This is a genomic window from Limnohabitans sp. WS1 (assembly GCF_003063265.1).
GTDB lineage: Bacteria > Pseudomonadota > Gammaproteobacteria > Burkholderiales > Burkholderiaceae_C > Limnohabitans_A.
The window spans coordinates 69,291-91,471 of the sequence record NZ_NERU01000012.1 but is presented as its reverse complement, the minus strand read 5'-3'; the positions used below and the strand labels follow the sequence as shown (position 1 = coordinate 91,471).

The window sequence follows — 22,181 nt, the reverse complement described above, 5'->3', positions numbered from 1 at the left end:
ACTTAGCCGTGATGTTTGGACACCAGACCACTGCGATGCGTGAGCAACAAAGTCATGAATGCTTCACAAGTGACCCAGGCCCACAAGGCCAATTCGGTGTGGGTTGTGTGGAGTGCCCATGCAAAAACAGTCGCTTGCAGCACTGCGCCGGGCAACACCCTTTTGGCTAGCTGTTTTTCTCTGCCTGAGGCCACCCACCACCACGCGCTCAGCATGGCATTGGCAACGTTGAAGGGCAACCAAAATGACAAAATTTTGGCCCAATCAGCGTGCGAGGCGGTTGCCTCATTGAACAAAAGGGCCAAACCCCATTCAGCAAAAGCATGTGCAGTGACCGCGCCTACCAAGGCCAACAATAGAAATACAACAGTCCAGCTGTGCAGTCGTTGTGGCTGAAAGATTTGCCCTTGTCGATGCCAAGCTTGAACCCAGCGCGGTTGCGCGGCTTGAATCAATGGAGAAAACATGCTGGCTGCGGCGCGTATTGTTTTTTCTATGGCGGCATACATGCCCACCACTTCTTTTGAAAACACCATACCCATCAAAAAAACGGTGCTGTTGGCCAGCGCCGTCAATGTGTAATCGGTGATGGCCAAGTGGCGACTTTTTCGGGCGACATCACAGATGCCTGCCCAATGGGGCCTGGACCATGCCAAGCAGGGAAGGGCCAAAATGGTGGGCAAGGCCATGAGGCCTGACAAAAAGGTGGCACTGCTTTGGAGTGCGGCGGCCCACAACAGGTCTTGGGGCCCATCCACCAACAGAAAAATGCCGCAAGTCGCCAACACACGTCCAGCCAAACCAAAAAACAAGGTGTTGTGCATGATTTGCAAGCCCTGAAACAACCATGTGGGAAACACCGCCGATCCGACCACCGTCATGAAGCACCAGGCGAACAAGGGCCATTGGGCATGCCAGGAGGTGATCAGGGCGGTGCAGGTCAGCATCACCAAGGCGCTTGCAAAAAGCAAAAGCCATTTCAGGGCCGTGACATGCACCACCACGGCACCTGCAGCGTGTCTGTTTTCTGCTTTGTTTTGAGGGTCCAGTTTGGCAAGCTCTTTCGCGGCATGTGTGTTCATGCCCGCATCCACCAGCAAAACAAAATAAAAATTAACAGCGGCACTCCAGGCCAACCAGCCAAAGGCTTCAGCGCCCAAAGACCGAACCAAAAAAGGCAATGTCAGCAGTGGAATGATGTAGTTGGCCAGCTGAAGGGCGTACAAGGCATAGGCATTGCGCAGCAAGGTGGAGGGCATGGGCAATGTCCTCATTCGGGGCGCTTCAAAGGGTTTTTGAACAATTCATTTTTAAGAATGACGAATTGGTCGGCAAATTTGGAGCTCGCATTTCTGCGTTGTCTCACGTAGGCACGAGCCCAAATGAACATGATGGTCAGCATGGTGGAGCCGACCCCGGAAAGGATGACGTTGACTTTGATGCGTGGCCGCGATTTGTTTTGGGGGCTGATGGCGATGTCGAGCACCTGAAACAAGGAAAAATCCCGCGTTTCATCCATCTTGCCCAGCTCGGTGTATTGCCCCAAGATGGTCACAATGTTTTCCCAATACTCCACATCGCGCTTGCGTTGACTGTGCTCCATCAAGGCATCGGGTGCCTTTGACAGAGGGACAAACGCGCCTTGACTGTTGGGTTTGGATGCAGAGCCCGGTATTTCGCTGGTGGCTTCTTGCACTTTTTGTTTCAGGTTGCCCAGTTCGCTGCGCAAGAGTCGAACGTCGGGGTTGTCGTCGGTGGCATAACTGAGCAAGGTCCTCAGTTGAACTTCCTTGTTGGCAATTTGATTGCGCAAATCTCGTGCGGTGCTCAAGATGGCTTCATCTTGGCCGCGAAGGCGTGTAAAACCTGTTCGCTTTTCGGTTCTTCTCAGTTGTTCATCTGCTTCGTTGAGGCTTTGCCGGGCTTTGCTCAGCGCGTTGTTGAAAAAGTCGCTTCGCCTGCCACCTTCTTTTTTGGCCAAATCACTGGAAAAGGTTTGAAGTTCCAGGACGTAGGCATTGGCCAGTTGTGCCGCTCTGACCGGGTCAGAGTCTTCCACCGAAATCTCCACAATGCCATCTTTGCCCGAATTGATGTCGGTGCGTGACTCAAGCAATTGCCGGGCCGTGTCCATGTCCTTGGCTTCGTAGTGCTTGAGCAAATCATGGTTTTGAATCACACCATCCAAAATGGTGCGGCTGCGCAAAATGCCCACAAAAAGATCGGTCGGGTTTTTCAGGTTGAGCGCTGAATTGCCCAAGGCACTCTCTCCTCCCATCGCAATCAGGCCGCGGCTGATGGTGTTTTGGTTGTATTGAGGCGGAAGAACCCGGGTCGATGCCTTGAAATACTGGGTTGAAAATATCCCGTGCAACAGGACCAGAACCGAGACCACCAAGGGCACTCCCATCACCCACCATTTCGCTTGCACCAGCGGCAAGAGCACGGGCATGAGGCTGTAGGTGTCCGAGCTTGCAGAGGGCGGTCTTGAAGACACCTCTCTGTGCTTGGGCAGGGGGCGGCTGGGTTTCATTTACAGCCCTTTGACAATGCGAATGCCTGCAATGCCCATGCCCAGTTGGTAGACGATTTGTGAGATGTCCTTGACGCGTCGTATCCAGCTGACCGCTTCGGTGTTTTCTTCGACCCAGATCGTGTCACCCGGGGCGATGTCTTCAGACCCGAGTTGATCGGCTGCAACGAGGGTGCCATCTGGACGAATCACGATGGCGGTTGTGCTTCTGGCGGAACTTCGACGCCCTCCGGCCATTTGGATGTAGTCCTCGGCATCTCTGTTTTTCTGCCAAAGGAATGAACGTTCGGCCATGACCGAGCCCATCACTTCCACGGTTTCAGGAACAGCGGGAATGAAAAAACTGTCGTTGTTTTCGAGTCGAATTTTGGGCAGCTGATCTGGATGCCGAGTTTGGCTGTTGAGCTCCAAAATCATTCGGCCTTCTGGCTTGAGTTTGCGCAGGTTATCCAAGAAGGACTGGACGGCATTTTTTTCCGCTGAAACGGTTTCGGTCTCGCCCGTTGCAACGGTTTCGCGGCTGCGTTCAATCAGGAATTTGGCGAAATCACGCTCCATGGCGTTGATGGCATCTTCTGTGCGGCGTTGTTGTTGTTGTCTGACCGATTCTCGAAACAACTGTGCGCCGTAGAGATAACCCAAGCGCGTGACGCCGCCTGCTTTTTCCAAGAGCGTTGACAGTGTGTCTCCTGCTTGGACGGTGTACATGCCAGGCCTGCGAACTTCACCTTCGATCTTGACCACGCGAGTGCTTTGCTCAATGGGGCCTCGAAAGTCGTTGCGAGAGAAAACGGTGATCGTGTCACCGGGTTGCAGCACCAAATTGTGTTGAGGGTCTCGGTTAAAGACGACCTTGCCCAATTCAAAGGGTATCAAGGTCATTTGAAGTGAAGGGTTCAGAACCCTTTCAATCACTGCATATTCCCAATTGATCTCGGGAAATCTGGGTTCAATTTTGATGTTGGCGGGATCTGTCAAAAAAGATGCAATCTTGTTTTGACTGTTCTTTTCAATCCAGTAGGCGGGTGAAATCAGCGCGTTCACATCGGGAATAATGTCCGAGATGCGCAAGCCCTCTCGCCATGCATGCCGCAAAGGCAGGGCCACTTGTCCCTTGAGGGTCACCGCGTTGTTGAATTGTGGCGAGACAGGCACCAGCACCACCAGATCGCCATCGCGCAAAACGGTTTGCATGGCCTCTTTGCCAAAGTCCAACTCCTCAATCAAACGGCTGGCTTTTGGTGTCGGGGTCTTTTTGTCTGCAGGTTTGGCAATGCGTTCGAGTTTGATGCGCAAACCATCTGCTGTTGACGTGGTTCCCCCGCTGATGCTCAACAGCTGAGCCAGCGTCATCCCTGCTTTGTATTGGTAGATGGCCGAGTTGCGCACGCTGCCTGCAATGGCCACTTGGCCCTGCATGGGGGGGATGTGGATGACGTCTTCGTTTTGCAAGCGCATGTCGGCACTGCGGTTGCCGTTGAGCAAAAAATCATACAAATCGAATTCGGCAATTTTTTCATTGCCTCTGCGCAGTTCAATGTTTCTCAGGTTGCCGTTGGCAGCGGGTCCCCCGGTGACGAACAGCGCACTGATCAGTGATGACAGTGAATTGACTTGGTAGGTTCCAGGTTTGCGTGCAAATCCGGTCACATAAAGGCTGATGCTGCGCAAGCTGCCCATGGTCACAGACAGCTCAAAGCTTTTGTAAACCCGTGACATCGCTTGATTTAAAACGGGTTGCAGTTCTTTGTATGTGAGACCAGACAACTGAATGCTGCCCACTTTGGGAATGAAAACACTGCCCCTGCGGTCAACAGTGACGGCGTATTCCAGTTCAACCGAGCCCCAAGCCCGAACAATGATGTCATCGCCAGGACCAATGACGAAGTCAGCGGGGACATTGACTTGATCGCCGATGTTGAACGAGGCGTTTGGGCTTTGAAAAAGATGGTCTGCAAAGACAGGCAGGGTGATGCCCAGACTTTGTTGAACGAGTATTTCAAAATCGGACATGTCCGATTTCAAGGGTGATGCTTTTTCAGGGGGACGTGATTGGGGCGCTGATTCGACCACCACCCTTGTGGACAGGTTGTTGGCACGCAAACTGGGATAAAGACTGCCGGGTCTTTCCTGCCGTTGTGATGAGCTGCTGTCCTGTGGGGCTTCTGTGCTCGTGTTGGCGTTTTGTGGCTTAGGGCTGCCATAAAGCTCAGTGATGGACGGGGCCTTGTATTCTTGGGCGAATGACTCCGGCACACACAGCAAGGTGCTTAAGAAAAAGCAGGCAAGGACGGAGTGCATCCATCGCTTGTGGCCTGCATTTTCAGCGCGTGATGGAGGTGCCATAGGGTTTAAAAAAAACGGTGTCATGGTGTCACCCCAGTGGGATGAATCTGAATCGATGGTTCTTGGGGCCAAGGTTTGTAGGTGACGATGGATTGGCCGTGCGGGATGCTGGTGAAGTAGTGGACGTGTTCAAAAACCGCATCAATGATGGACAGTCCATAACCTGATTGCGCCAGCAAGTCGGGTTCAGGCAATGTTCTTGATTCCCGTTCGGCAGGTTTGAACGCCTGGCCTTGGTAATGCCATTCAAGCCAAAGTCCGTGGCGATCCAGGATGACCAGCAAATGGATCGGTGTGGCGTGGGTCTGTGCTGCCTGACAAGCATGTCCAATGACATTGCTTGCGGTCTCTGACAGTCCCAATGTCATGTGCTGTTTCCAGTGCACGCTGCTTGCTTCTTCACAATGGGACAGACATGGAGAAACGATGTCTTCAACCCAGGCGCGGATGTCCGGTAAAACCTGCATTTCGGCTTTGAACTGCTTTGAATGGACTGCTCTGGAAAGTGGATTCGGAGCGGTGTAGTGCAAGGCAATGCATGAACGATCGTCAGCGACCCCTGTGCTTGCGCAGGGTTGCTTGACCAGCGCATTGACCAATGGTGCTTCTTGCCCCATTGGATAAAGGGCCATGATCTGCGCTATTTTTTGGTAGGCTTCTTGAGCCAAGGGCAGTCCCCAAGCGTCAAGAATGCCATCCGAGACCAGCAGCAAGCGGTCATCTTGCAACACGGGCACCGAGCAACTGGTGATGGTTTCTGTCGCAATGCCCAAGGGCATCATGTGGCCCGCAATGAACAATATGTGCCCATCACAGGCTCTTTGCAGCAGCAGATGTGGTGCGCCGCAATCGACCCATTCGAGCAGGCCTTGCTGGGTATCGATGTCCGCCAAGCTCAAAGTCAAGAGACTTTCACTCTCTTTGAGCATGGGCGTGACTTTTTCTCTGAGCTGTTGGAGCACCTGCATGGGGCTGGCCATGTATTGCAGGGGTCTGAGTTGGGAGAGGCTGATTTTGATTCCAGCAGAAACAATGGCAGCACCCAAACCCTTGCCCATCACGTCACCGCTGACCAGACAAACACCGCGCTGCGTTGCGACCACATCGACCAAGTCCCCACTGGCACCGTCTTGTGCTTGTGATGCGGCGTGAATTTGCAGCCCAGGAATGCTTTCTTGGGGCAAAGAAAAAAGAAGGTATTTTTGGGCCAATGTGGCCAGTTTTTGCTCGTGTAGACGGCGTGTTTGGAGTTCTTCGTTTTGCTGTTCCAGCAAGCTTTGAGCGGCCTTGAGTGCTTCGCGCGTTTGCCGAATGTCTTGCAATCTTTTGAGCGTGGCAAAGAAAGTTTGTTTTAAAAAGGGTTTGATCAGGATTTGATCGACGCCGAGATTGACGGCACTGGAAAACTCTTCTTGTTTTCCGTGTGCGGTCATCAAGACACAGGCGGCTTGGGGGTGCAGGCGGTGCGCGGCCTCGACCAAACTCAGTCCACCGCCATCTGGATGGTGGCTGCCTAAATTCAGGTCTACAAAAAAAATATCCCAGTGCTTGCCGTTCAGAGCCTCAAGGGCCTGGTTGGGGCTGTTCACGGCCAGACAGTGTGCGTGGCCCTTTAGCCATGTTTTGACAAGATGACGCATGACGGCGTCATCGTCAACCATCAGCACACTCACGGGTGATAACGTTTCTGTCACTTTGATGGGCTGTTGAATTTAGATATGATGAATTTATTCTTTATTATCCACATTTAAACCAAAAGATTTGAAATGACGGGAGAAATGTTATCCCCAGAGAAGGTCATCTGGATCAACGCACGTTTTTTGACGCGGCCTGTGACGGGGGTCGAGCGCGTGGCCCGCGAAGTCATTTCAGCTTTGGTACGCGATCATCTGGACTCACAGGGATGCTGGCGGGGTTCAGGTCAGGTGCTCCGTTTTGGCTTGATTGCCCCACGCACGCCAGAAGCACTGTCCAACCCTTGGCCAGAACTGCGTTTGTGGCAAACGGGGGTTTTTCAAGGCCATGCCTGGGAGCAGTGGGACCTGCCACGCTGCACTGCGGGTCGTCTTTTGCTCAATTTTTGCAATACCGCCCCATTGTTCAAACGGCATCAATGGACGTTTTTGCACGACGCTCAGACATTTGCCATTCCGCAAAACTTCACGCTGGCGCTGCGTTGTTGGTATCGCTTGATGTTTTGGATGGTGGCCCGTTGGGGTTTGGGTGTGTTGACCAATTCGAGTTTTTCAGCCAGTGAGTTGGCCAGATTCATGGGAGTGGACCGATCTCGATTGACCGTGGCCCATTTGGGAGCGGATCACATGGCGCGTGTGACCCCAGACTTGACCCCAAGGCTCAAAATTTTGATGGACTTGTTGGCCGATCGACCCTTTGTGTTGGCGGTGTCGAGTGACAACCCGAATAAGAATTTTTTGAGTGTGATCAAGGCCTTGGAACTGATGGGGCCACATGCGCCAGCCTGCGTCATCGTGGGTCAAAAAAATGATCGGGTTTTCTCTCGCAGCACGCTCAGTACCGAAAAAATTCACCATTTGGGATACGTCACTGATGCCGAATTGGTGACCCTCTACCGACGCGCCACGGTCATGGCCTACCCTTCTTTTTATGAAGGTTTTGGCTTGCCACCCTTGGAGGCCATGTGGCACGGTTGCCCTGTCGTGGTCTCTCGCACGTCGGCGTTGCCCGAGATCAGTGCCGATGCGGCGCTTTACTGTGATCCGAATGATCCAGCCTCCTTGGCAGCGGCATTGAGTTCATTGGTCCACGACCCTGTTCTGCGTTTGCAAATGAGCCGCCGTGGTCAAGACAGGGCAAGAACTTTTGTCTGGCGACAAACAGCCACGGTCATTTTGGAGGCCGTCACAGCACCATGCCGATGACCCATCTTTGATGGGCATGTGGCGTCGTTTGTGATCGCGATCGCGGGTCTTTAGCCTGCTTTGAGCGCCTCATTGACCGCACGTGCAAAGCTGGCTTTGAAGGCAGGTACTGAAAAAATCTGGGCATGTTGACAAATTTTCTCGGCATCAAGCTCTGTGGCAATCCGTTCAAATTGCCAAACTGCTTCCGACAAACTCTCTGCCGTTTGTTCATGGAAAAAAACACCCGTGGGGTAAAGACCTTGTTGTGGTGTGCCAGGCCAAGGAATCACGGTTTCCAGTGCACCCCCCCGACCGTATGCAATCACCGGTGTTCCACAAGCCTGGGCTTCGACGGGAACGATGCCAAAGTCTTCTTCGGAGGGGAAAATGAATGCCCGTGCCTTGGCCAAATAAGCCCGAACTTGCTCTGGCGGTAAAAAGCCTGTGAAGGTGACATTGGGTCCTGCTTTGCTTCGGATTTTGGCCATTTCAGGACCATCACCGATGAGGATCAGCCGTTTGTCTGGCATGCTGGTGAACGCTTGTGCGACCAGATCAATGCGTTTGAAGGGCACAAATCGGCCTGCACAAACATAAAAATCGTCCCGCTCAGTCTCTAAACAGAACAAGTCGGTGTCCACGGGCGGTGGGATCACGCAAGGGGTGCGACGGTAGTATTTGCTGATGCGTTTGGCCACAAATTTGGAGTTGGCGATGAACTGGTCCACGCCATTGGCACTTTGAATGTCCCAGCCTCGGATGCGGTGAAGTTGCCAGCGGGCAAACCAGGATTTCAGGCCCCGCTCCAGGTTCATCTCGCGCAGGTATTCGTGGTAGTGGTCCCATGCATAACGCATGGGGGAATGACAGTAACAAACATGGGTTTGATTGGGGCCTGTCAACACCCCTTTGGCAACGCTGTAGTGGCTGGAGATGATCAGGTCATAACTGCTGAGGTCGAGTTGCTCAATGGCCAGTGGCATCAGGGGCAACATTTTTCGGTAATGGTGGCGTGCACCTGGAATTTTTTGCAGAAAACTGGTGATGGGTGTTTTGCCGCGCAAAAAATGCCGCTGATCATCTTTCACAAAATCGATCAACGAAAAGACATCTGCATCAGGGTAAAGGTCAATGATGTGCTCGAGCACACGCTCGGCCCCACCGTAGATGACCAACCAGTCATGAACGATGGCCACTTTAAGGTGATGTGCACGCCGCGTGTGGGATTCATGTGCGGTGGGCATGCAGGACATCCTTGAATAAATCGGTGAATTGCCTCAGGCGGCGTTGTGACGTGAAGGCTTGTGCTTTTTGACGAGCATGCAGACCCATGGTTTGCCACCGCTCGGGATCCTGCTCCAGTGCCCAAATGACCTTGGCCAAATCCTCTGGATTGCCGGGCTCGAAGAAGGCACCCGTGAGTCCCTCTTCAATCAATTCGACCCCGCCACCATGTCGACTGGCAATGCTGGCTTTGGCGGCAGCTGCAGCCTCCAAAATGACGTTGCCAAGGGCTTCGTACGAATTGCTTGGAAAGACCAGGGCATCCACGTCAGGCCACAAGGTGTCAGGGTCAATGTGGCCACGCCATTGAAGGTCGAGCAAGGGGTATTGCATTTGCCAGCGTTCAATGTCTTGACTCGGTCCTTTGCCTGCCAGCACCCATTGGATGGGCAAGCCTTTCAACCGCAGGATCTCTGCGGCCGCCAGCAACACATCCAAGCCTTTGGCTTGGTCAAGTCGTCCCAAAAATCCCAATCTGAGTGGGCCGATGCGGCTCCGAGTCGCGGTTTGGTGATGGCTTTTTTGGGGGTTCAGTGCGTTGTAGATGACTTGCCCCTGCGCTTGTCTGAACAAGCCGTGCTCACGATGGAGCTGCAAAATGAATTGACTGACCCCCACCACGGCCGAGACTGAAGCGGTGTGGTTGGCGCGTGGTGCGGTCAACCAACGGCATTCGGTGCACCTGCGTTCATGCAGGCCACAAACGCGCCCGTTTTTGTAGAGCACGGTTCGTGGGCATAAAAGTGAAAAGTCATGCAACACATGCACGATGGGCAGATTCAATGTTTGTAACCCAGACCAAATGCCCGTCGAAAACCCCTGCAGGTTGTGGGTGTTGACGATGTCCAGTTTTTTTTCGAGTGCCCATCGTCGAACCTGCTGAGTCATCCAGGGATTGGATGTGTCCAGGGCATGCCAAATCAATCGTCGAAGTGAAGAGGGTGATTTTTGACCCCGCTCATAGGGCCAGTAAATATTTTGAAGGGGAACACGATGGATGTGTGGTTCATCGGCCATGGGCGCTTGAGGTGCTTGCAGTGTCAAAACAAAGACATCCCAGCCTTGGCTGCGCAAACCGTCCACCAGTTGTTGCGCCATGATCTCTGCGCCACCGATGGCCGTCGGCGGATACAGTGCAGAGATCACACCGATGCGCACGGTCAGGGGGCCACTGTTCGTTGGTGTTGCGTCAGAGATTCAATGGTGCTCATCCAAATTTTCTGGACCATTGGGGTCAAGCGTTTGCACGCCAATTCGTCCGACATGACAACAGCCGATTCAAAAGCCTCAAACACTTTGGCTTGTTGATCAAAACCCAAAATTTTCAAACTGGGCAGCTGCGAGTGGGTCAGTTGCCTCAGGCTGTTGAAGTCATTTGAATGTGCCCGCATGTTCACGTCCAGGACGCGATCTCGCAAGGCAGTTTCAAGCAATGCAATGATTTCGCCCATGAGGACCTCATCGTGATCCAGTCGTGACAGACCCACCGCGGGTTGCCAAGACATGGCGTCAGGCACGATGGGGCTGGCGTTGAATGAAAGAATCATTTTCCCCATGATTTCAGAGCCTCAGCTTTGTCGTTGTAAATGTCAAAGACCCGGTGCATGCGCACCACTTCTAAAAGCATGACCACTGGTTTTTGAAGGTTGCAAAGTTTGACTTTTCCAGCTTGTGCTTCGATTTCACGCAGCATCCAGATCAATGCGCCCAGGCCCGAACTGTCGAGAAATTCGACGTGCTCAAGATTCATCAAAAGACAAGGGCTGTCTTTGATGCGATCGCGCAGCATGTCTTTGAAAACCGCCACATTGGAGGCATCCAGCGACTTGATTCTGGGGGTCATTTCATTGATGCCATCGTGCAGGACTTGGCTTAATTCGATCATGTCAGGTCTTTATGGCTTGAAGTTTGACGGGGTTGGAGTTGACAAGGATTTTGTGTAAATACCGCCAGATCAATCCCCATTTGTAGGTCCACTCATGCGATCGGGTTTCCTGGTAACGCTCCAGAACCATGCTTTGCAGGGGATCGTTTTCTTGGATACCCACAACCCATTCCTCTTGCAGCAAACCACAGGCTTTTTGAGCCAACCACCGTTGGTGTGCAAGCGGCAGTTGGGCCCATTGATCGAGACTTCTGGGCCGGGCACCGATGAGGTGGCATTTGCCCATCAAGACACCCGGCAAATTGGGCAGAACAAAACCCACCATGTGTTTCCAGCCAAGGGTGCAAGGGTGTGCACCTAGCCAGCTGATGAATGCCACTGTCGGGATGGCCATGTGGCTGATGTCCGGACGAACCAACTGAATGATCTTTGGGCCTGCTTGAGCGACGGCCGAAGCAGTGACCGCCAACAGCAACAGAGGGGCCAGCAGAAACAACAGCATGAGTGCCAATGTGCGTTCAGTGAAGGCGTTGACGAGGCTGTGCCATTTCAAGGGTGTGCTGCCGTGCGCCAAAATGAGTGCATCAAAAATGGTCATGCGGGCTTGGTGTCTGCGGCTCCAGATCACACCCCTGAAGACCACGCATTCGTGCAGGTCCAGTGCATCACCAATCCAGCTGTCAGGTCCGATTTGGGTTTCAGACAGGCGACTGCTGTGACCTATGTGGGTGCGCCCGCTGAGCGCCACAGCCGGTCCGATTCGACAGTTTTTTTCGATTTCAACGTCGGGTCCGGCGTAGAACGGGGCGATGATTTCAGCCGTCGGGTGAATGATGACGTTTCTCGACAAGAAAATGCCAGGCTCCACTTCGCTGGCATCCAAAACCACGGGAAATGACCGGTTGATCATGCGCGGTATGGCATTGAGCAGGTCATTGCCATCCATCAGGCTCAGGGCTTGAGCGGGAACTCGTGAATGGCAAGTTGCTGCCAAAGCCTGGGGCCATTCATGCCAACGGTGTGCTGCGCTCATTTCTTGGCAAAGTTGGCGATCCAGCCAGGCCCAGTTCCAAAGAGGTGAGCAGTCGGATGTGTCTGTTGCTGGTGGTTCCAGCAAGGTGCCCGGCTGCGCCGTGTTCGTGGATGACACCCGCATCAAGGAGCATGTGGTGGCCAACAAAAAGGGTCCCTCTGCTGGTGCAAGGTCCACCAAACGTGCAAAGGCTTGGCGGGGCCCAGACAAGGAGTGCCAAGTGATGTGGCAGCCCCACTGAAGTCCCGACTGCAGTTGTGCTTGGCATTGTTCAGGCTCATCCCAGCCTAAACAGGTGATGTGTGTGATGCCTGCCTCGACCAAAGCTTGAACGGCAAAGACGAGCGGCGTTTTGCCCAACAAGGGGGTCAGGTGCAGCGGAATTTCTTGGGCCAGTGGTGTTCGCTCTGTGTCATCTGCGGGGGATCCAGCGATCAAGATGGCGCACAGGGTGTGTGCGGAAGTCATCAATAGGCCCCTTTGCCTTGAATGACCGCAGGAATGGTTTTGATCAGCAGCCAAATGTCGACCCAGATGCTTTGGCTGTCCACGTAACGGATGTCCATTTCAACCTGCTTCGCAAAAGGAATGTCGCCGCGACCTTCAACCTGCCAATAACAGGTGAGACCGGGTTTCACGTCCAAGCGTCTGCGATCAGCGAGTTTGTATTTCAGGACTTCGTCGGGAATGGGGGGTCTGGGTCCAACCAGTGACATGTCCCCTTTGAAGACGGACCACAACTGTGGCAATTCGTCGATGCTTGTTTTGCGCAACCAACGGCCGATCGGTGTGACGCGCGGATCGCCATTGATTTTGAAGGTGACACCATCTTTGTGATGGTTTTGAGACAGCAGTTGCTCTTTCAAGGCCTCTGCATTGCAGACCATGGACCTGAACTTTGGAAAGTCAAATTCTCGTCCCCATTGGCCCACGCGTTTTTGGACAAAAAAGATGGGGCCACGATCGTGCAAGCCAATGGCGCAGGCCACAATCAAAAAAACAGGAGATAAAACCAAGAGTCCGACTGAAGCTCCTAAAATATCAATAGAGCGCTTAAGTATTCTTGCGAGAACAATGGTGCCGTACCAAGCATTTCTTTTCCATAGACCCCGCAAATTATGCAAACTCAATGGACCTGCAGCAGAGTAACGGTCTTCAAGTGCCTTGAGTAAATGCGGTCTATGGTGTGCAACGGTTGATTTCATCGAGCGATGCATTGAGTTTTTGGTATTAGTGTCCTTTTAATAATACTACAAAAGAGAGTTTTTTTGAAAATTTCGAAACCTTCATGAGGTGGTTTCGAAACCGAACCATCCACACACGAGGGTCCGGAGGTCCTGTCAGGTGGCCGTGTTTTTCAGATGGTTTTCGATGCAACGGGCCAAAATCTCAGGCTGGTCATGGTGGAGCATGTGGCCTGCATCTTCAATGACGGCGATTTGAAGGTCCGGCACGCACTGCAATCTGGCGTGGTAATCACTCAAGGTGTATTGGCCTTTCCACCATTGCGCTAGAGCGTTGTCGGTTGCTTCTACCGCAAGCAAGGGGGCGGCAATTTTTTTGTAAAGTTCGAGCGACTCCTTTTCTTGAAATAGATAAGGATTGATGACTTTGTGGGCGGCATCGCCCAGAATGTGCCATTGACCGTTTGGGTCTGGTTGTGCCCAGTGGTGGGCCAACCAGAGGGCTTTGTCCATGGAAAGACGTTGATTCGTTTTGACCAAGCGTGCGGCGACGCCTTCGACATTGGGGTAGGGCTTGAGCTTTTTTTCATTCAAGTTGACGGGTTTGATTTCGTCAAGCCACTGGGCCAGTCGTCCGGGCGCTTGCGACGGTTGGGTGGGGGCCATGCCAAAACCCTCCAGGTTGACCAGTTTTCTGATCCGTTGGGGCCGTGCGCCGGCATACATCATCACCACATTGCCGCCCATGCTGTGTCCCACCAGATCCACGGGACGTCCGGGGTAGAGCGCATCAAGAAGGGCGTCCAAGTCGGCCAGATAATCGGGAAACCAGTAGCTGTCGGTGAGCGGCGATTCGGTCAGGCCGTAGCCACGCCAGTCCATGGCCATGATGGGGCGCTGGCTGACAAAATCTTCGCTGAATGCGTCCACCATGAACTGGTAAGAGGCGGCCACGTCCATCCAGCCGTGGGCCAATACCAGCGGGGTTGCTTCGGGTGCATGCGCACCCCAATGACGGACGTGATAGCGGCAGCCGCGCAGCGGCACCCACTGGCTTTGTGATGGGCGTTGAACTTGGTACATACTTTGGATGATAAGGAGACACACGATGAGCGTCAGTCGCAGCCAAGACCGTCCAGTGCCAACATCTGGCCTGAAGTCACTCACCAAGGCCCGCAACCCCGCAAGCCCCCATGCTGGTTTCGAATCGCAAGCCCATCCCGAACCCGTGGACCGCTATGCAGCCATTCACCAAGGCTTCGCCTGGAAAGTGCCCAAGCGCTTCAACATGGCCCAGGCGTGCTGCGGACAATGGGCCGCGCAAGCCGCGACGGCCCGCCGAGTGGCCATTCGTGAGCATGTTGCGGGCCAGGGCTTGGGGCAAAGCTGGACCTACCAGCAATTGCAAAACGCTGCCAATCGCTTGAGTGGGGTGCTTGAGCGTCAAGGCGTGCAGCGGGGTGACCGGGTGGCGATTGTCTTGCCCCAGCGATTTGAAACAGCCGTGGCTTACATGGCGGTGTTGCAAATGGGGGCGGTGGCCATGCCACTGTCGATGCTGTTTGGTCCCGAGGCCTTGTCGTTTCGCATCAACGACAGCCAAGCCCGTGTGGCGCTGTGCGATGAGTCAACTGTGCAGGCCCTGCTGCAGGCCAGGTCAGATTGCCCGGGCTTGCAAACCTTGATTGGCATGGGCGAAGCGGGTCCATTGTCTGATCTTGATTTTGCGCAAGCCCTCGCCTCGCAGGTCGCGACTTTCAAACCAGTGAACACGCTGGCCGATGATCCGGCGGTGCTGATTTACACCAGTGGTACCACCGGCAACCCCAAAGGGGCCTTGATTCCGCATCGGGCCTTGATAGGCAACCTCACGGGTTTTGTGTGCAGCCAGAACTGGTTTGGCTTTGATCCTTTTAAAGCAGGACAAGCCTCCAAAGCCGTGTTCTGGTCACCCGCCGACTGGGCTTGGACCGGCGGGTTGATGGACGCTCTGCTGCCCAGCCTGTACTTTGGCCGGCCCATTGTGGCCTTCAACGGAAGGTTTTCGCCTGAGGTGGCATTCGAAATCTTGCACAGCCACGGCGTGACCCACACCTTTTTGTTTCCGACCGCGCTCAAGGCCATGATGAAGGCGGTGCCTGACGCCAAAACCCGCTACCGCCTCAAGCTCCAGGCGATCATGAGCGCGGGCGAGGCGGTGGGTGATGCGGTGTTTGCTTATTGCCAGCAGCAGCTGGACGTGACCGTGAACGAGATGTTTGGCCAGACCGAAATCAACTACGTGGTGGGCAACTGTGCCCGCTTGTGGCCTGCCAAACCCGGTAGCATGGGCAAGGGCTACCCGGGCCACCGCGTGGCAGTGATCGACGATGCGGGCCAGCTGTGCCCCGCTGGCACCCCAGGCGAGGTGGCTGTCAACCGCCTGGATGTGCACGGCCACCCCGACCCGGTGTTCTTTCTGGGTTACTGGAACAACGACAAAGCCACCACCGCCAAATACACGGGCAACTGGTGCCGCACCGGCGACATGGCTGTGGCCGATGCGGACGGCTACCTCTGGTACCAAGGCCGCACCGACGACATGTTCAAGGCGGCGGGTTACCGCATCGGTCCGGGCGAGATTGAAAACTGTCTGGTCAAGCACCCGGCCGTGGCCAACGCCGCCGTGGTCCCCAAGCCCGACAAAGACCGAGGGGCGCTGGTCAAGGCCTATGTGGTGCTCTCGCCCGATGCGCTGGCGCAGCGGGCCAACGCGGCCAGCAGCGCTGAGTTTGAGGCCGAGGTTCGCCAGTCTCTGCAGTCACATGTAAGGGCCTTGCTCGCCCCCTACGAGTACCCCAAAGAAATTGAGTTCATTGACCAGTTGCCCATGACCACCACTGGCAAGGTGCAGCGTCGCGTGTTGCGTCTGCAAGAAGAAGCACGAGCAAGAGGTGAAGTGGACGCTGTCACATGATGTGGGAACGCCCCTTTTTTGGCAGAAATAATGTCCTCGTCGCGATTGACCCTGGCAGACCCTCAGCGTGTGTCCCCATGGCATGCCGTCGGGCGTGACAAAATAAGGTTTCCCGCATCACACCCACCCAGATAGCTTGACCGGGACGACCGTGTGCCCGCATCAACCGACCCCAACTTCACAGGAAATTCCATGAAACTCGTTCAACTTGGTCAATCCGACCTGCAAGTGACTCCGATTTGCTTGGGCACGATGACTTTCGGCCAACAGGTGAATGAGGCCGATGCGCATGCCATCCTGGACCGCTCTTTGGCCGCTGGCATCAATTTCATCGATACCGCTGAAATGTATGCGGTGCCTGCTTCGGCCGACACCTGTGGTGCGACCGAGACCTTCATCGGCAACTGGTTTGCCAAGTACCCCGGTGCCCGCGACAAGCTGGTGTTGGCCACCAAAGTGGCGGGTCCTTCGCGTGGCATGCCCTGGATCCGTGAAGGCTCGGGCATGACCGGGCAGGACATCCTGAATGCCTGCGATGGCAGCTTGCGCCGATTGCAAACCGATGTGATCGATTTGTACCAGATCCACTGGCCCGAGCGCCATGCTCCAGTCTTTGGCATGACGTATTTCGACCCGGCCAAGGACAAATCGGTCACCTCGATCCACGAGCAGCTCGAAGCCCTGGCGAAATTGGTGCAAGCAGGCAAGGTGCGTTATATCGGCCTGTCCAACGAAACGCCTTATGGTGTGCACGAGTTCGTGCGCCTGGCCGAGCAGCATGGCCTGCCGCGCGTGGCCACGGTGCAAAACCCTTATTGCCTGGTCAGCCGAACCTATGACAACGGCCTGGATGAGAGCTGCTACCGCTTGAACGTGTCCATGCTGGCGTATTCGCCGCTGGGCTTCGGATTGCTCACCGGCAAATACGACCAGGATGACCTGACCGGCCCGCTGGTGCCCGATGGCGGCCGCATTGCCCGTTATGACTCGATGCGCAAGCAGCGCTGGGGCCGTCCCGAGGCCTTGGTGGCCGCCCGCCGCTACAACCAGTTGGCCCGCGACAACGGCATGACCCCCACCCAGATGGCGTTGGCGTTTTGCTACCACCGCTGGAGCGTGGCCAGCACCATCATCGGCGTGACCTCGCTGGCGCAACTCAATGAAGATCTGGCCGCCTGGAGCACCCAGCTCTCACCCGAAGTGCTCAAAGCGATTGATGCCATTCGTTGGGAAATGCGCGATCCGGCCTTGTGATGGTGGGCGATGGCCAAGAAAGACAAAGTCAGTGAAACCCCGGCCACGGCGCTGTTGCGCCAGCAGGGGGTGAGCTTCACCGAACACCCTTACGAGTACCTGGAGCACGGCGGTGCCCAGCACAGCGCCCAAGTGTTGGGCATGGACCCGTTTTCCGTGGTCAAAACCTTGATCATGCAGGACCAAGACGCCAAGCCGCTGGTGGTGTTGATGCACGGCAACCGCAAGGTGTCCACCAAAAACCTGGCTCGGCAAGTGGGCCTCAAGTCCATTGAGCCGTGCGCCCCCGAGGTGGCCAACCGTCACAGCGGTTATTTGGTAGGGGGCACCTCGCCCTTTGCCACGCGCAAGCAGATGCCGGTGTTCATCGAGGAGACCATCCTCGCCTTGCCGCGCATCTGCATCAATGGCGGGCGGCGTGGGTATCTGGTGGGCATCGATCCGCAGGTGTGCCTGCAACTGCTGGACGCCAAACCCGTGAATTGCGCACTGGCAGAATGACGCCCATTCAAAAACAAGGGAGATTCGGATGGAGATGTTGATTCAAGTGGGCGTGGTGCTGGCCAGTTACCTGGTGGGCTCGCTCAGTTTTGCGGTGATCGTCAGCCGCCTGATGGGCCTGAACGACCCCCGCAGCTACGGCAGCAAAAACCCAGGTGCCACCAATGTGTTGCGTTCGGGCAGCAAGAAAGCCGCCATTTTGACCTTGTTGCTGGACGCACTCAAGGGCTGGTTGCCCGTGGCCATGGTGTTGGCATACGGCCCCGAATACGGTTTGGGTCCGCAGGTGGCGGCTTTGGCGGGGCTGGCGGCTTTTCTGGGGCATCTGTATCCGGTGTTTTTCGGTTTTGCAGGCGGCAAAGGTGTGGCCACCGCCGTGGGTGTGGTCATTGGCGTAAATGCCCTGTTGGCGCTGGCCACGGTGCTGACTTTCGCCATCGTGGTCTTTTTCAGCCGCTACGTGTCCCTGGCCTCCATGGTCGCCGCCGTGTTTGCGCCGGTGTTTTATCTTTTTGGCGATGGTGTGGCCTGGCAGGCCTCGGTACCCGAAGTGTTGAGCTTGGCCGTCATGGCCTTGCTCTTGGTCTGGCGGCACCGCGAGAACATCAACCGCCTGTTGGCAGGGACAGAGTCCCAACTGGGAAAGAAAAAAGCATGAGCCAGGACATTCAGCGACTGCATGTGTCGGCCCGTTACAGCGAGGCCGCTGTCTTCAATGGCGTGGTTTATTTGGCGGGCATGGTGCCCGAATGCGAAGCCAAAGACATCCGCAGCCAGACGGACGATGTTCTGCGCCAGATCGACCTGCGCCTGCTGGAGGCGGGCAGTGACAAAACCCGCATCTTGCGCACCCAAATTTACCTTCAGGACATCGGTGACATTGCGGCCATGAACGAGGTTTGGGACGCCTGGGTGGTGGCGGGCAGCGCACCGCCCCGTGCCACGGTGCAGGCCGCTTTGGCCAACTCGGACTACAAGATTGAAGTGGTGGTGACGGCGGCCGTCAAGGGCTAAGGCGCGAGGGCAAGCCCTCGCTGCCCATCAATCGCGGAAGTTGTCGAAGGACAGCGGCAAGTCGGTCATGTCCTTGCGCAGCAGGGCCATGGCCGCTTGCAAGTCGTCGCGCTTGGCGCCCGTGACGCGCACGGCATCCCCTTGAATCGATGCTTGCACCTTGATCTTGCTGTCCTTGATGAGGCGGGTGATCTTCTTGGCGTCTTCGGTCTCGATGCCGTTTTTCACCTTGATCACCTGCTTGACCTTGTCACCGCCGATTTTTTCGACTTTGCCAATATCCAAAAAGCGCACGTCCACGTTGCGCTTGGTCAGCTTGTTGCGCAGGATGTCTTCGACCTGCGTGAGCTGAAACTCGGCGTCGCCGAACATCGTGACCTCTTTGTCCTTGAGTTCAATGTTGGCAGATGTGCCTTTGAAGTCAAAACGGGTGCCGATTTCTTTGGCGGAAGTGTCAACGGCGTTGCGCACTTCGACCATATTGGGTTCGCAAACGGTATCAAACGAGGGCATGGTGGGAAAAATCCGTAGGTTGAGAATGCGACAATTCTCCCATGTTCCTTGAGAAAAATGTCCCCCTGCAGCCGTACAACACCTTCGGCATCGCCGCCAAGGCCCAAGCTTTGGTGCGGGTGCGCTCCCAAGCCGACCTGCTGGCTGTGCTGGCCGACCCGCAACTGGCCAGCTTGCCCAGGCAGGTGCTGGGCGGCGGCAGCAATATCGTTTTGACGGGTGACGTCAAAGCCTTGGTGCTCAAGATGGAGGTGCCCGGCATTGGCCTGGTGGGTGAGACTGACAAGCACTGGCTGATTGAGGCGGGCGCGGGCGTCGACTGGCACGCGCTGGTGGCTTGGACACTGGACAATGGTTACCCGGGTCTGGAAAACATGGCCCTGATTCCGGGCACGGTAGGCGCATCGCCCGTTCAGAACATCGGTGCCTATGGGGTGGAGCTGCAAGACCGTTTTGACTCGCTGGACGCCATGGACATGTTCACCGGAGAGATGTTCAGCCTGAACGCTGCGCAATGCGGATTCAGCTACCGCGATTCGGTGTTCAAACATGCATCCGGCGGCGAGGATGGCCTGGGCCTGGCGGGCCGTGCGGTGATTTTGCGGGTGCGCTTTGCACTGTCCAAGCGCTGGAAGCCCGAGTTGGGCTACCTGGATCTGGAACGCAAGATGGCCGAGACGGGCATCCACAGCCCGGATGCCCGGCAGATTTTTGATTGGGTCGTGGCGATCCGCCGGGCCAAGCTGCCCGACCCGGCTGTGATCGGCAACGCTGGCAGCTTTTTCAAGAACCCCACCGTCACCCCTGAGCAGTGCGCCGACATCATCGCCCGCGAGCCTAAAGTGGTGCACTACCCCATGCCCGATGGCTCCATCAAGCTTGCTGCGGGCTGGCTGATTGACGCCTGCGGCTGGAAAGGCAAGACCGTGGGCCATGCCGGGGTGTACGAAAAGCAGGCGCTGGTGCTGGTGAACCGGGGTGGACGCGAGAATCCTTGTACGGGGGGCGAGGTGATGACGCTGGCCAAGGCGATTCAGACCAGTGTGTATGAGCGGTTTGGGATTCGGCTGGAGCCTGAGCCGGTTGTGATTTGATTTTTGCTTCTGTGGTGGTATTCCGCGCCGGGTTGGGGCCTGAGCGGTCGGCCTCATAACTCGCTTCGCTCGCCAAATCGGCCGATCCGCTCAGGCCCCAACCCGGCGCTACGTGTCATCTGCGCATTCAGCTCTTGCTTCAAGGGATTGCATTTTCCAGATCGATGGTCCGGTTATGATTTCTTTTTAATTAAATTTAGAGAGCCTGATGCGGTCAATGCCAATTCATCGATTAACCAAGTGCCTATTCTTACTGGGGTTGTGTGTCGTGATGACGGCCTGCATGGTGGTGCGTAAACCCAGTGAAACTGAGTTGCGTGCTTTGGATCATCCGCCCAGTGCTGTGCAGGCCAAGCTGGACAGGTTTTATCCCCTGACTTTGGCGTGGTATGAGGAGGTTGAGCGCCAGCTGCTTGCGCAGGGGCGCATGCTTTCGAATCAAGAGAAGGCGCTTGCACAACGCTTGGGGGTGAAGTTTCCCGAAAATGTTCGAATTGTGGTGCTTGAAAAATTCCCAATGCCATCGAATCACGAATTGGCCACTGAGGCCGAGAAATTGGGTTTGGGTTGGGCATTGGAAGGTGGGCGTGCCATGGGATATGCCATCATGCTCAAGCCGAAATTGGCGGATAACCCGACGGTCATTGCGCATGAATTGGTGCATGTTGCTCAGCACGATCGTTTAGGGCGAGAAGCTTTTTTGCGACGTTATCTGGCGGAATTGGAAATGATGGGCTATGCCCGGTCGCCGTTGGAGTTAGAGGCTTATGCAAGGCAATCGGCACGCTGATTGCGCATTCATGAATCGTTGTTGAAAGACTTTATGCAACTCCCAGTCCCTGATCAGCAGGAGGTCGTTCATGACGCCTGGTTTTGTCAGCAGGTTCGTGCGGGGCTTGAATCGGCACATGCTGAAAATTTACATCTCGCAGCAGAGGTTGAAGCGAAATTCGCTGCTCGTCGAGCGCTAACGCGTAGTCAGCTTGAGGTGACTAGCGGTAGTTCTGGGTCCGATTGATTCAGGCCACGCAGCCTTGTCACTGCGGGCAGCCGGACCAGCCGATTTGGCGAGCGAAGCGAGTATGAGGCTGGCCGGCTGGCCGCAGTGACAAGGCGGAAAACACCACAAAACCAAGCAAGACAACAAAAAACGGCCCGAAGACCGTTTCTCTTTAGAGCAAGGCAAAAATCACTTCTTGCCGCTACCATCCAACTTGTAGATGTGCGGGCCTTCGCCCACCGACAACCAACCAGCGTGCGCGTAGATGCCCAACTTGGCGCGGGTGTCGACAATGTCGAGGTTGCGCATGGTCAGCTGGCCGATGCGGTCCAGCGGGCTGAACGGCGCGTCTTCCACTTTTCCCATCGACAAACGCTCTGGGGCGTAAGTCAGGTTGGCCGACTCGGTGTTCAGGATGCTGTAGTCGTTGCTACGGCGCAGCTCCAGCGTCACGGTGCCGGTCACGGCGCGGGCCACCCAGCGCTGGGCGGTTTCGCGCAGCATGATGGACTGCGGATCGAACCAGCGGCCTTGGTACAACAGGCGGCCCAAGCGCAGGCCGTTGATGCGGTACTACTCGATGGTGCCTGCGGTTGAGCGTGTTCGCTGGAATGTGTCCTTATCCAACATTGAGTGCTTTGCCCTTGCGCTCGGGCCTTGGAGCTTGCTTAAACCGCCCCTCATAACTCAATAAACAACAAG

The 22,181-nt window shown here is 55.5% G+C and carries 20 protein-coding genes and 1 pseudogene; 8 read left to right on the top strand and 13 right to left on the bottom strand.

Annotation, left to right across the window (positions count from 1 at the left end):
- Nucleotides 1–2: 2 nt before the first annotated feature.
- From B9Z48_RS14650 to B9Z48_RS14635, 4 genes are all read right to left on the bottom strand, one after another.
- Nucleotides 3–1,259 carry a lipopolysaccharide biosynthesis protein gene (locus B9Z48_RS14650; protein WP_158273285.1) on the bottom strand — a complete coding sequence of 419 codons (1,257 nt, stop codon included), beginning with the start codon at nt 1,257–1,259 and terminating at the stop codon, nt 3–5.
- 11 nt (nt 1,260–1,270) lie between these two features.
- Complete coding sequence (locus B9Z48_RS14645) at nt 1,271–2,533, bottom strand: Wzz/FepE/Etk N-terminal domain-containing protein (protein ID WP_089963055.1); 1,263 nt, start codon at nt 2,531–2,533, stop codon at nt 1,271–1,273.
- A complete protein-coding gene (locus B9Z48_RS14640; protein ID WP_158273284.1) occupies nt 2,534–4,546 on the bottom strand; it encodes an SLBB domain-containing protein in 2,013 nt (670 codons plus the stop codon).
- A 353-nt stretch (nt 4,547–4,899) separates the two neighbouring features.
- On the bottom strand, nt 4,900–6,540 hold the full coding sequence (locus B9Z48_RS14635) for a fused response regulator/phosphatase (RefSeq protein WP_146186300.1): 1,641 nt from the start codon (nt 6,538–6,540) through the stop codon (nt 4,900–4,902).
- Nucleotides 6,541–6,657: 117 nt separating this feature from the next.
- On the opposite strand from B9Z48_RS14635, the gene B9Z48_RS14630 reads away from it, so the two are divergent.
- Nucleotides 6,658–7,779, top strand: coding sequence for a glycosyltransferase family 1 protein (locus B9Z48_RS14630; protein WP_158273282.1), 1,122 nt, complete (start codon nt 6,658–6,660; stop codon nt 7,777–7,779).
- A gap of 50 nt (nt 7,780–7,829) precedes the next feature.
- Here B9Z48_RS14630 and B9Z48_RS14625 read toward each other — a convergent pair whose 3' ends face one another.
- The 7 genes from B9Z48_RS14625 to B9Z48_RS14595 form a co-directional block, all read right to left on the bottom strand.
- Nucleotides 7,830–9,005, bottom strand: a complete 1,176-nt coding sequence (locus tag B9Z48_RS14625) for a glycosyltransferase family 4 protein (protein ID WP_108379357.1) — start codon at nt 9,003–9,005, stop codon at nt 7,830–7,832.
- Nucleotides 8,989–10,191, bottom strand: a complete 1,203-nt coding sequence (locus tag B9Z48_RS14620) for a glycosyltransferase (RefSeq protein ID WP_233261140.1) — start codon at nt 10,189–10,191, stop codon at nt 8,989–8,991. Before B9Z48_RS14620 ends, B9Z48_RS14625 begins: the two co-directional genes overlap by 17 nt.
- A gap of 14 nt (nt 10,192–10,205) precedes the next feature.
- Nucleotides 10,206–10,592 carry a hypothetical protein gene (locus B9Z48_RS14615; RefSeq protein ID WP_146186299.1) on the bottom strand — a complete coding sequence of 129 codons (387 nt, stop codon included), beginning with the start codon at nt 10,590–10,592 and terminating at the stop codon, nt 10,206–10,208.
- Nucleotides 10,589–10,930 (bottom strand): STAS domain-containing protein, encoded by a 342-nt coding sequence (locus B9Z48_RS14610; RefSeq protein WP_089963037.1) that lies wholly within the window; start codon nt 10,928–10,930, stop codon nt 10,589–10,591. The genes B9Z48_RS14615 and B9Z48_RS14610 overlap by 4 nt, the downstream gene beginning before the upstream one ends.
- Nucleotide 10,931: 1 nt before the next feature.
- Nucleotides 10,932–12,431: a hypothetical protein gene (locus B9Z48_RS14605; protein ID WP_089963034.1), complete on the bottom strand. Its 1,500-nt coding sequence runs from the start codon at nt 12,429–12,431 to the stop codon at nt 10,932–10,934.
- On the bottom strand, nt 12,431–13,168 hold the full coding sequence (locus tag B9Z48_RS14600; RefSeq protein WP_089963031.1) for a sugar transferase: 738 nt from the start codon (nt 13,166–13,168) through the stop codon (nt 12,431–12,433). The genes B9Z48_RS14605 and B9Z48_RS14600 overlap by 1 nt, the downstream gene beginning before the upstream one ends.
- 135 nt (nt 13,169–13,303) lie before the next feature.
- Nucleotides 13,304–14,230, bottom strand: coding sequence for an alpha/beta fold hydrolase (locus B9Z48_RS14595; RefSeq protein WP_089963028.1), 927 nt, complete (start codon nt 14,228–14,230; stop codon nt 13,304–13,306).
- 25 nt (nt 14,231–14,255) lie between these two features.
- On the opposite strand from B9Z48_RS14595, the gene B9Z48_RS14590 reads away from it, so the two are divergent.
- The 5 genes from B9Z48_RS14590 to B9Z48_RS14570 all read left to right on the top strand — a co-directional run bounded on the left by B9Z48_RS14590 (nt 14,256) and on the right by B9Z48_RS14570 (nt 18,872).
- Nucleotides 14,256–16,103, top strand: coding sequence for an acyl-CoA synthetase (locus tag B9Z48_RS14590; protein ID WP_368664977.1), 1,848 nt, complete (start codon nt 14,256–14,258; stop codon nt 16,101–16,103).
- Between the two features lie 192 nt (nt 16,104–16,295).
- Entirely contained in the window at nt 16,296–17,357 is a 1,062-nt protein-coding gene (locus B9Z48_RS14585) for an aldo/keto reductase (protein WP_108379353.1), read from the top strand.
- 9 nt (nt 17,358–17,366) lie between these two features.
- Nucleotides 17,367–17,858, top strand: a complete 492-nt coding sequence (locus tag B9Z48_RS14580) for an aminoacyl-tRNA deacylase (RefSeq protein WP_089963020.1) — start codon at nt 17,367–17,369, stop codon at nt 17,856–17,858.
- A gap of 28 nt (nt 17,859–17,886) precedes the next feature.
- Nucleotides 17,887–18,516: a glycerol-3-phosphate 1-O-acyltransferase PlsY gene (plsY, locus tag B9Z48_RS14575; protein ID WP_108379351.1), complete on the top strand. Its 630-nt coding sequence runs from the start codon at nt 17,887–17,889 to the stop codon at nt 18,514–18,516.
- Complete coding sequence (locus B9Z48_RS14570) at nt 18,513–18,872, top strand: RidA family protein (RefSeq protein ID WP_108379349.1); 360 nt, start codon at nt 18,513–18,515, stop codon at nt 18,870–18,872. The genes plsY and B9Z48_RS14570 overlap by 4 nt, the downstream gene beginning before the upstream one ends.
- Before the next feature lie 27 nt (nt 18,873–18,899).
- Here the strand turns inward: B9Z48_RS14570 and B9Z48_RS14565 are convergent, their stop codons facing one another.
- On the bottom strand, nt 18,900–19,385 hold the full coding sequence (locus tag B9Z48_RS14565; RefSeq protein ID WP_108379347.1) for a YajQ family cyclic di-GMP-binding protein: 486 nt from the start codon (nt 19,383–19,385) through the stop codon (nt 18,900–18,902).
- A gap of 41 nt (nt 19,386–19,426) precedes the next feature.
- Here B9Z48_RS14565 and murB point away from each other — a divergent pair, with 41 nt between their 5' ends.
- Together murB and B9Z48_RS14555 are read left to right on the top strand one after the other, a co-directional pair.
- A complete protein-coding gene (gene murB / locus B9Z48_RS14560; protein ID WP_108379345.1) occupies nt 19,427–20,479 on the top strand; it encodes a UDP-N-acetylmuramate dehydrogenase in 1,053 nt (350 codons plus the stop codon).
- 283 nt (nt 20,480–20,762) lie between these two features.
- Entirely contained in the window at nt 20,763–21,269 is a 507-nt protein-coding gene (locus B9Z48_RS14555; protein ID WP_146186298.1) for a hypothetical protein, read from the top strand.
- A 399-nt stretch (nt 21,270–21,668) separates the two neighbouring features.
- Here B9Z48_RS14555 and B9Z48_RS14550 read toward each other — a convergent pair.
- A pseudogene (locus tag B9Z48_RS14550) lies at nt 21,669–22,064 on the bottom strand (argininosuccinate synthase); the annotation flags it as partial.
- Nucleotides 22,065–22,181 lie beyond the last annotated feature (117 nt).

Bases quoted from the DNA above. Each gene is read 5' to 3' on its own strand.
- B9Z48_RS14650 (WP_158273285.1), bottom strand. From the start codon at position 1,259: ATGCCCTCCACCTTGCTGCGCAATGCCTATGCCTTGTACGCCCTTCAG.
- B9Z48_RS14645 (WP_089963055.1), bottom strand. From the start codon at position 2,533: ATGAAACCCAGCCGCCCCCTGCCCAAGCACAGAGAGGTGTCTTCAAGA.
- B9Z48_RS14640 (WP_158273284.1), bottom strand. From the start codon at position 4,546: ATGTCCGATTTTGAAATACTCGTTCAACAAAGTCTGGGCATCACCCTG.
- B9Z48_RS14635 (WP_146186300.1), bottom strand. From the start codon at position 6,540: ATGGTTGACGATGACGCCGTCATGCGTCATCTTGTCAAAACATGGCTA.
- B9Z48_RS14630 (WP_158273282.1), top strand. From the start codon at position 6,658: ATGTTATCCCCAGAGAAGGTCATCTGGATCAACGCACGTTTTTTGACG.
- B9Z48_RS14625 (WP_108379357.1), bottom strand. From the start codon at position 9,005: ATGCCCACCGCACATGAATCCCACACGCGGCGTGCACATCACCTTAAA.
- B9Z48_RS14615 (WP_146186299.1), bottom strand. From the start codon at position 10,592: ATGATTCTTTCATTCAACGCCAGCCCCATCGTGCCTGACGCCATGTCT.
- B9Z48_RS14610 (WP_089963037.1), bottom strand. From the start codon at position 10,930: ATGATCGAATTAAGCCAAGTCCTGCACGATGGCATCAATGAAATGACC.
- B9Z48_RS14605 (WP_089963034.1), bottom strand. From the start codon at position 12,431: ATGACTTCCGCACACACCCTGTGCGCCATCTTGATCGCTGGATCCCCC.
- B9Z48_RS14600 (WP_089963031.1), bottom strand. From the start codon at position 13,168: ATGAAATCAACCGTTGCACACCATAGACCGCATTTACTCAAGGCACTT.
- B9Z48_RS14595 (WP_089963028.1), bottom strand. From the start codon at position 14,230: ATGTACCAAGTTCAACGCCCATCACAAAGCCAGTGGGTGCCGCTGCGC.
- B9Z48_RS14590 (WP_368664977.1), top strand. From the start codon at position 14,256: ATGAGCGTCAGTCGCAGCCAAGACCGTCCAGTGCCAACATCTGGCCTG.
- B9Z48_RS14585 (WP_108379353.1), top strand. From the start codon at position 16,296: ATGAAACTCGTTCAACTTGGTCAATCCGACCTGCAAGTGACTCCGATT.
- B9Z48_RS14580 (WP_089963020.1), top strand. From the start codon at position 17,367: ATGGCCAAGAAAGACAAAGTCAGTGAAACCCCGGCCACGGCGCTGTTG.
- plsY (WP_108379351.1), top strand. From the start codon at position 17,887: ATGGAGATGTTGATTCAAGTGGGCGTGGTGCTGGCCAGTTACCTGGTG.
- B9Z48_RS14570 (WP_108379349.1), top strand. From the start codon at position 18,513: ATGAGCCAGGACATTCAGCGACTGCATGTGTCGGCCCGTTACAGCGAG.
- B9Z48_RS14565 (WP_108379347.1), bottom strand. From the start codon at position 19,385: ATGCCCTCGTTTGATACCGTTTGCGAACCCAATATGGTCGAAGTGCGC.
- murB (WP_108379345.1), top strand. From the start codon at position 19,427: ATGTTCCTTGAGAAAAATGTCCCCCTGCAGCCGTACAACACCTTCGGC.
- B9Z48_RS14555 (WP_146186298.1), top strand. From the start codon at position 20,763: ATGGTGGTGCGTAAACCCAGTGAAACTGAGTTGCGTGCTTTGGATCAT.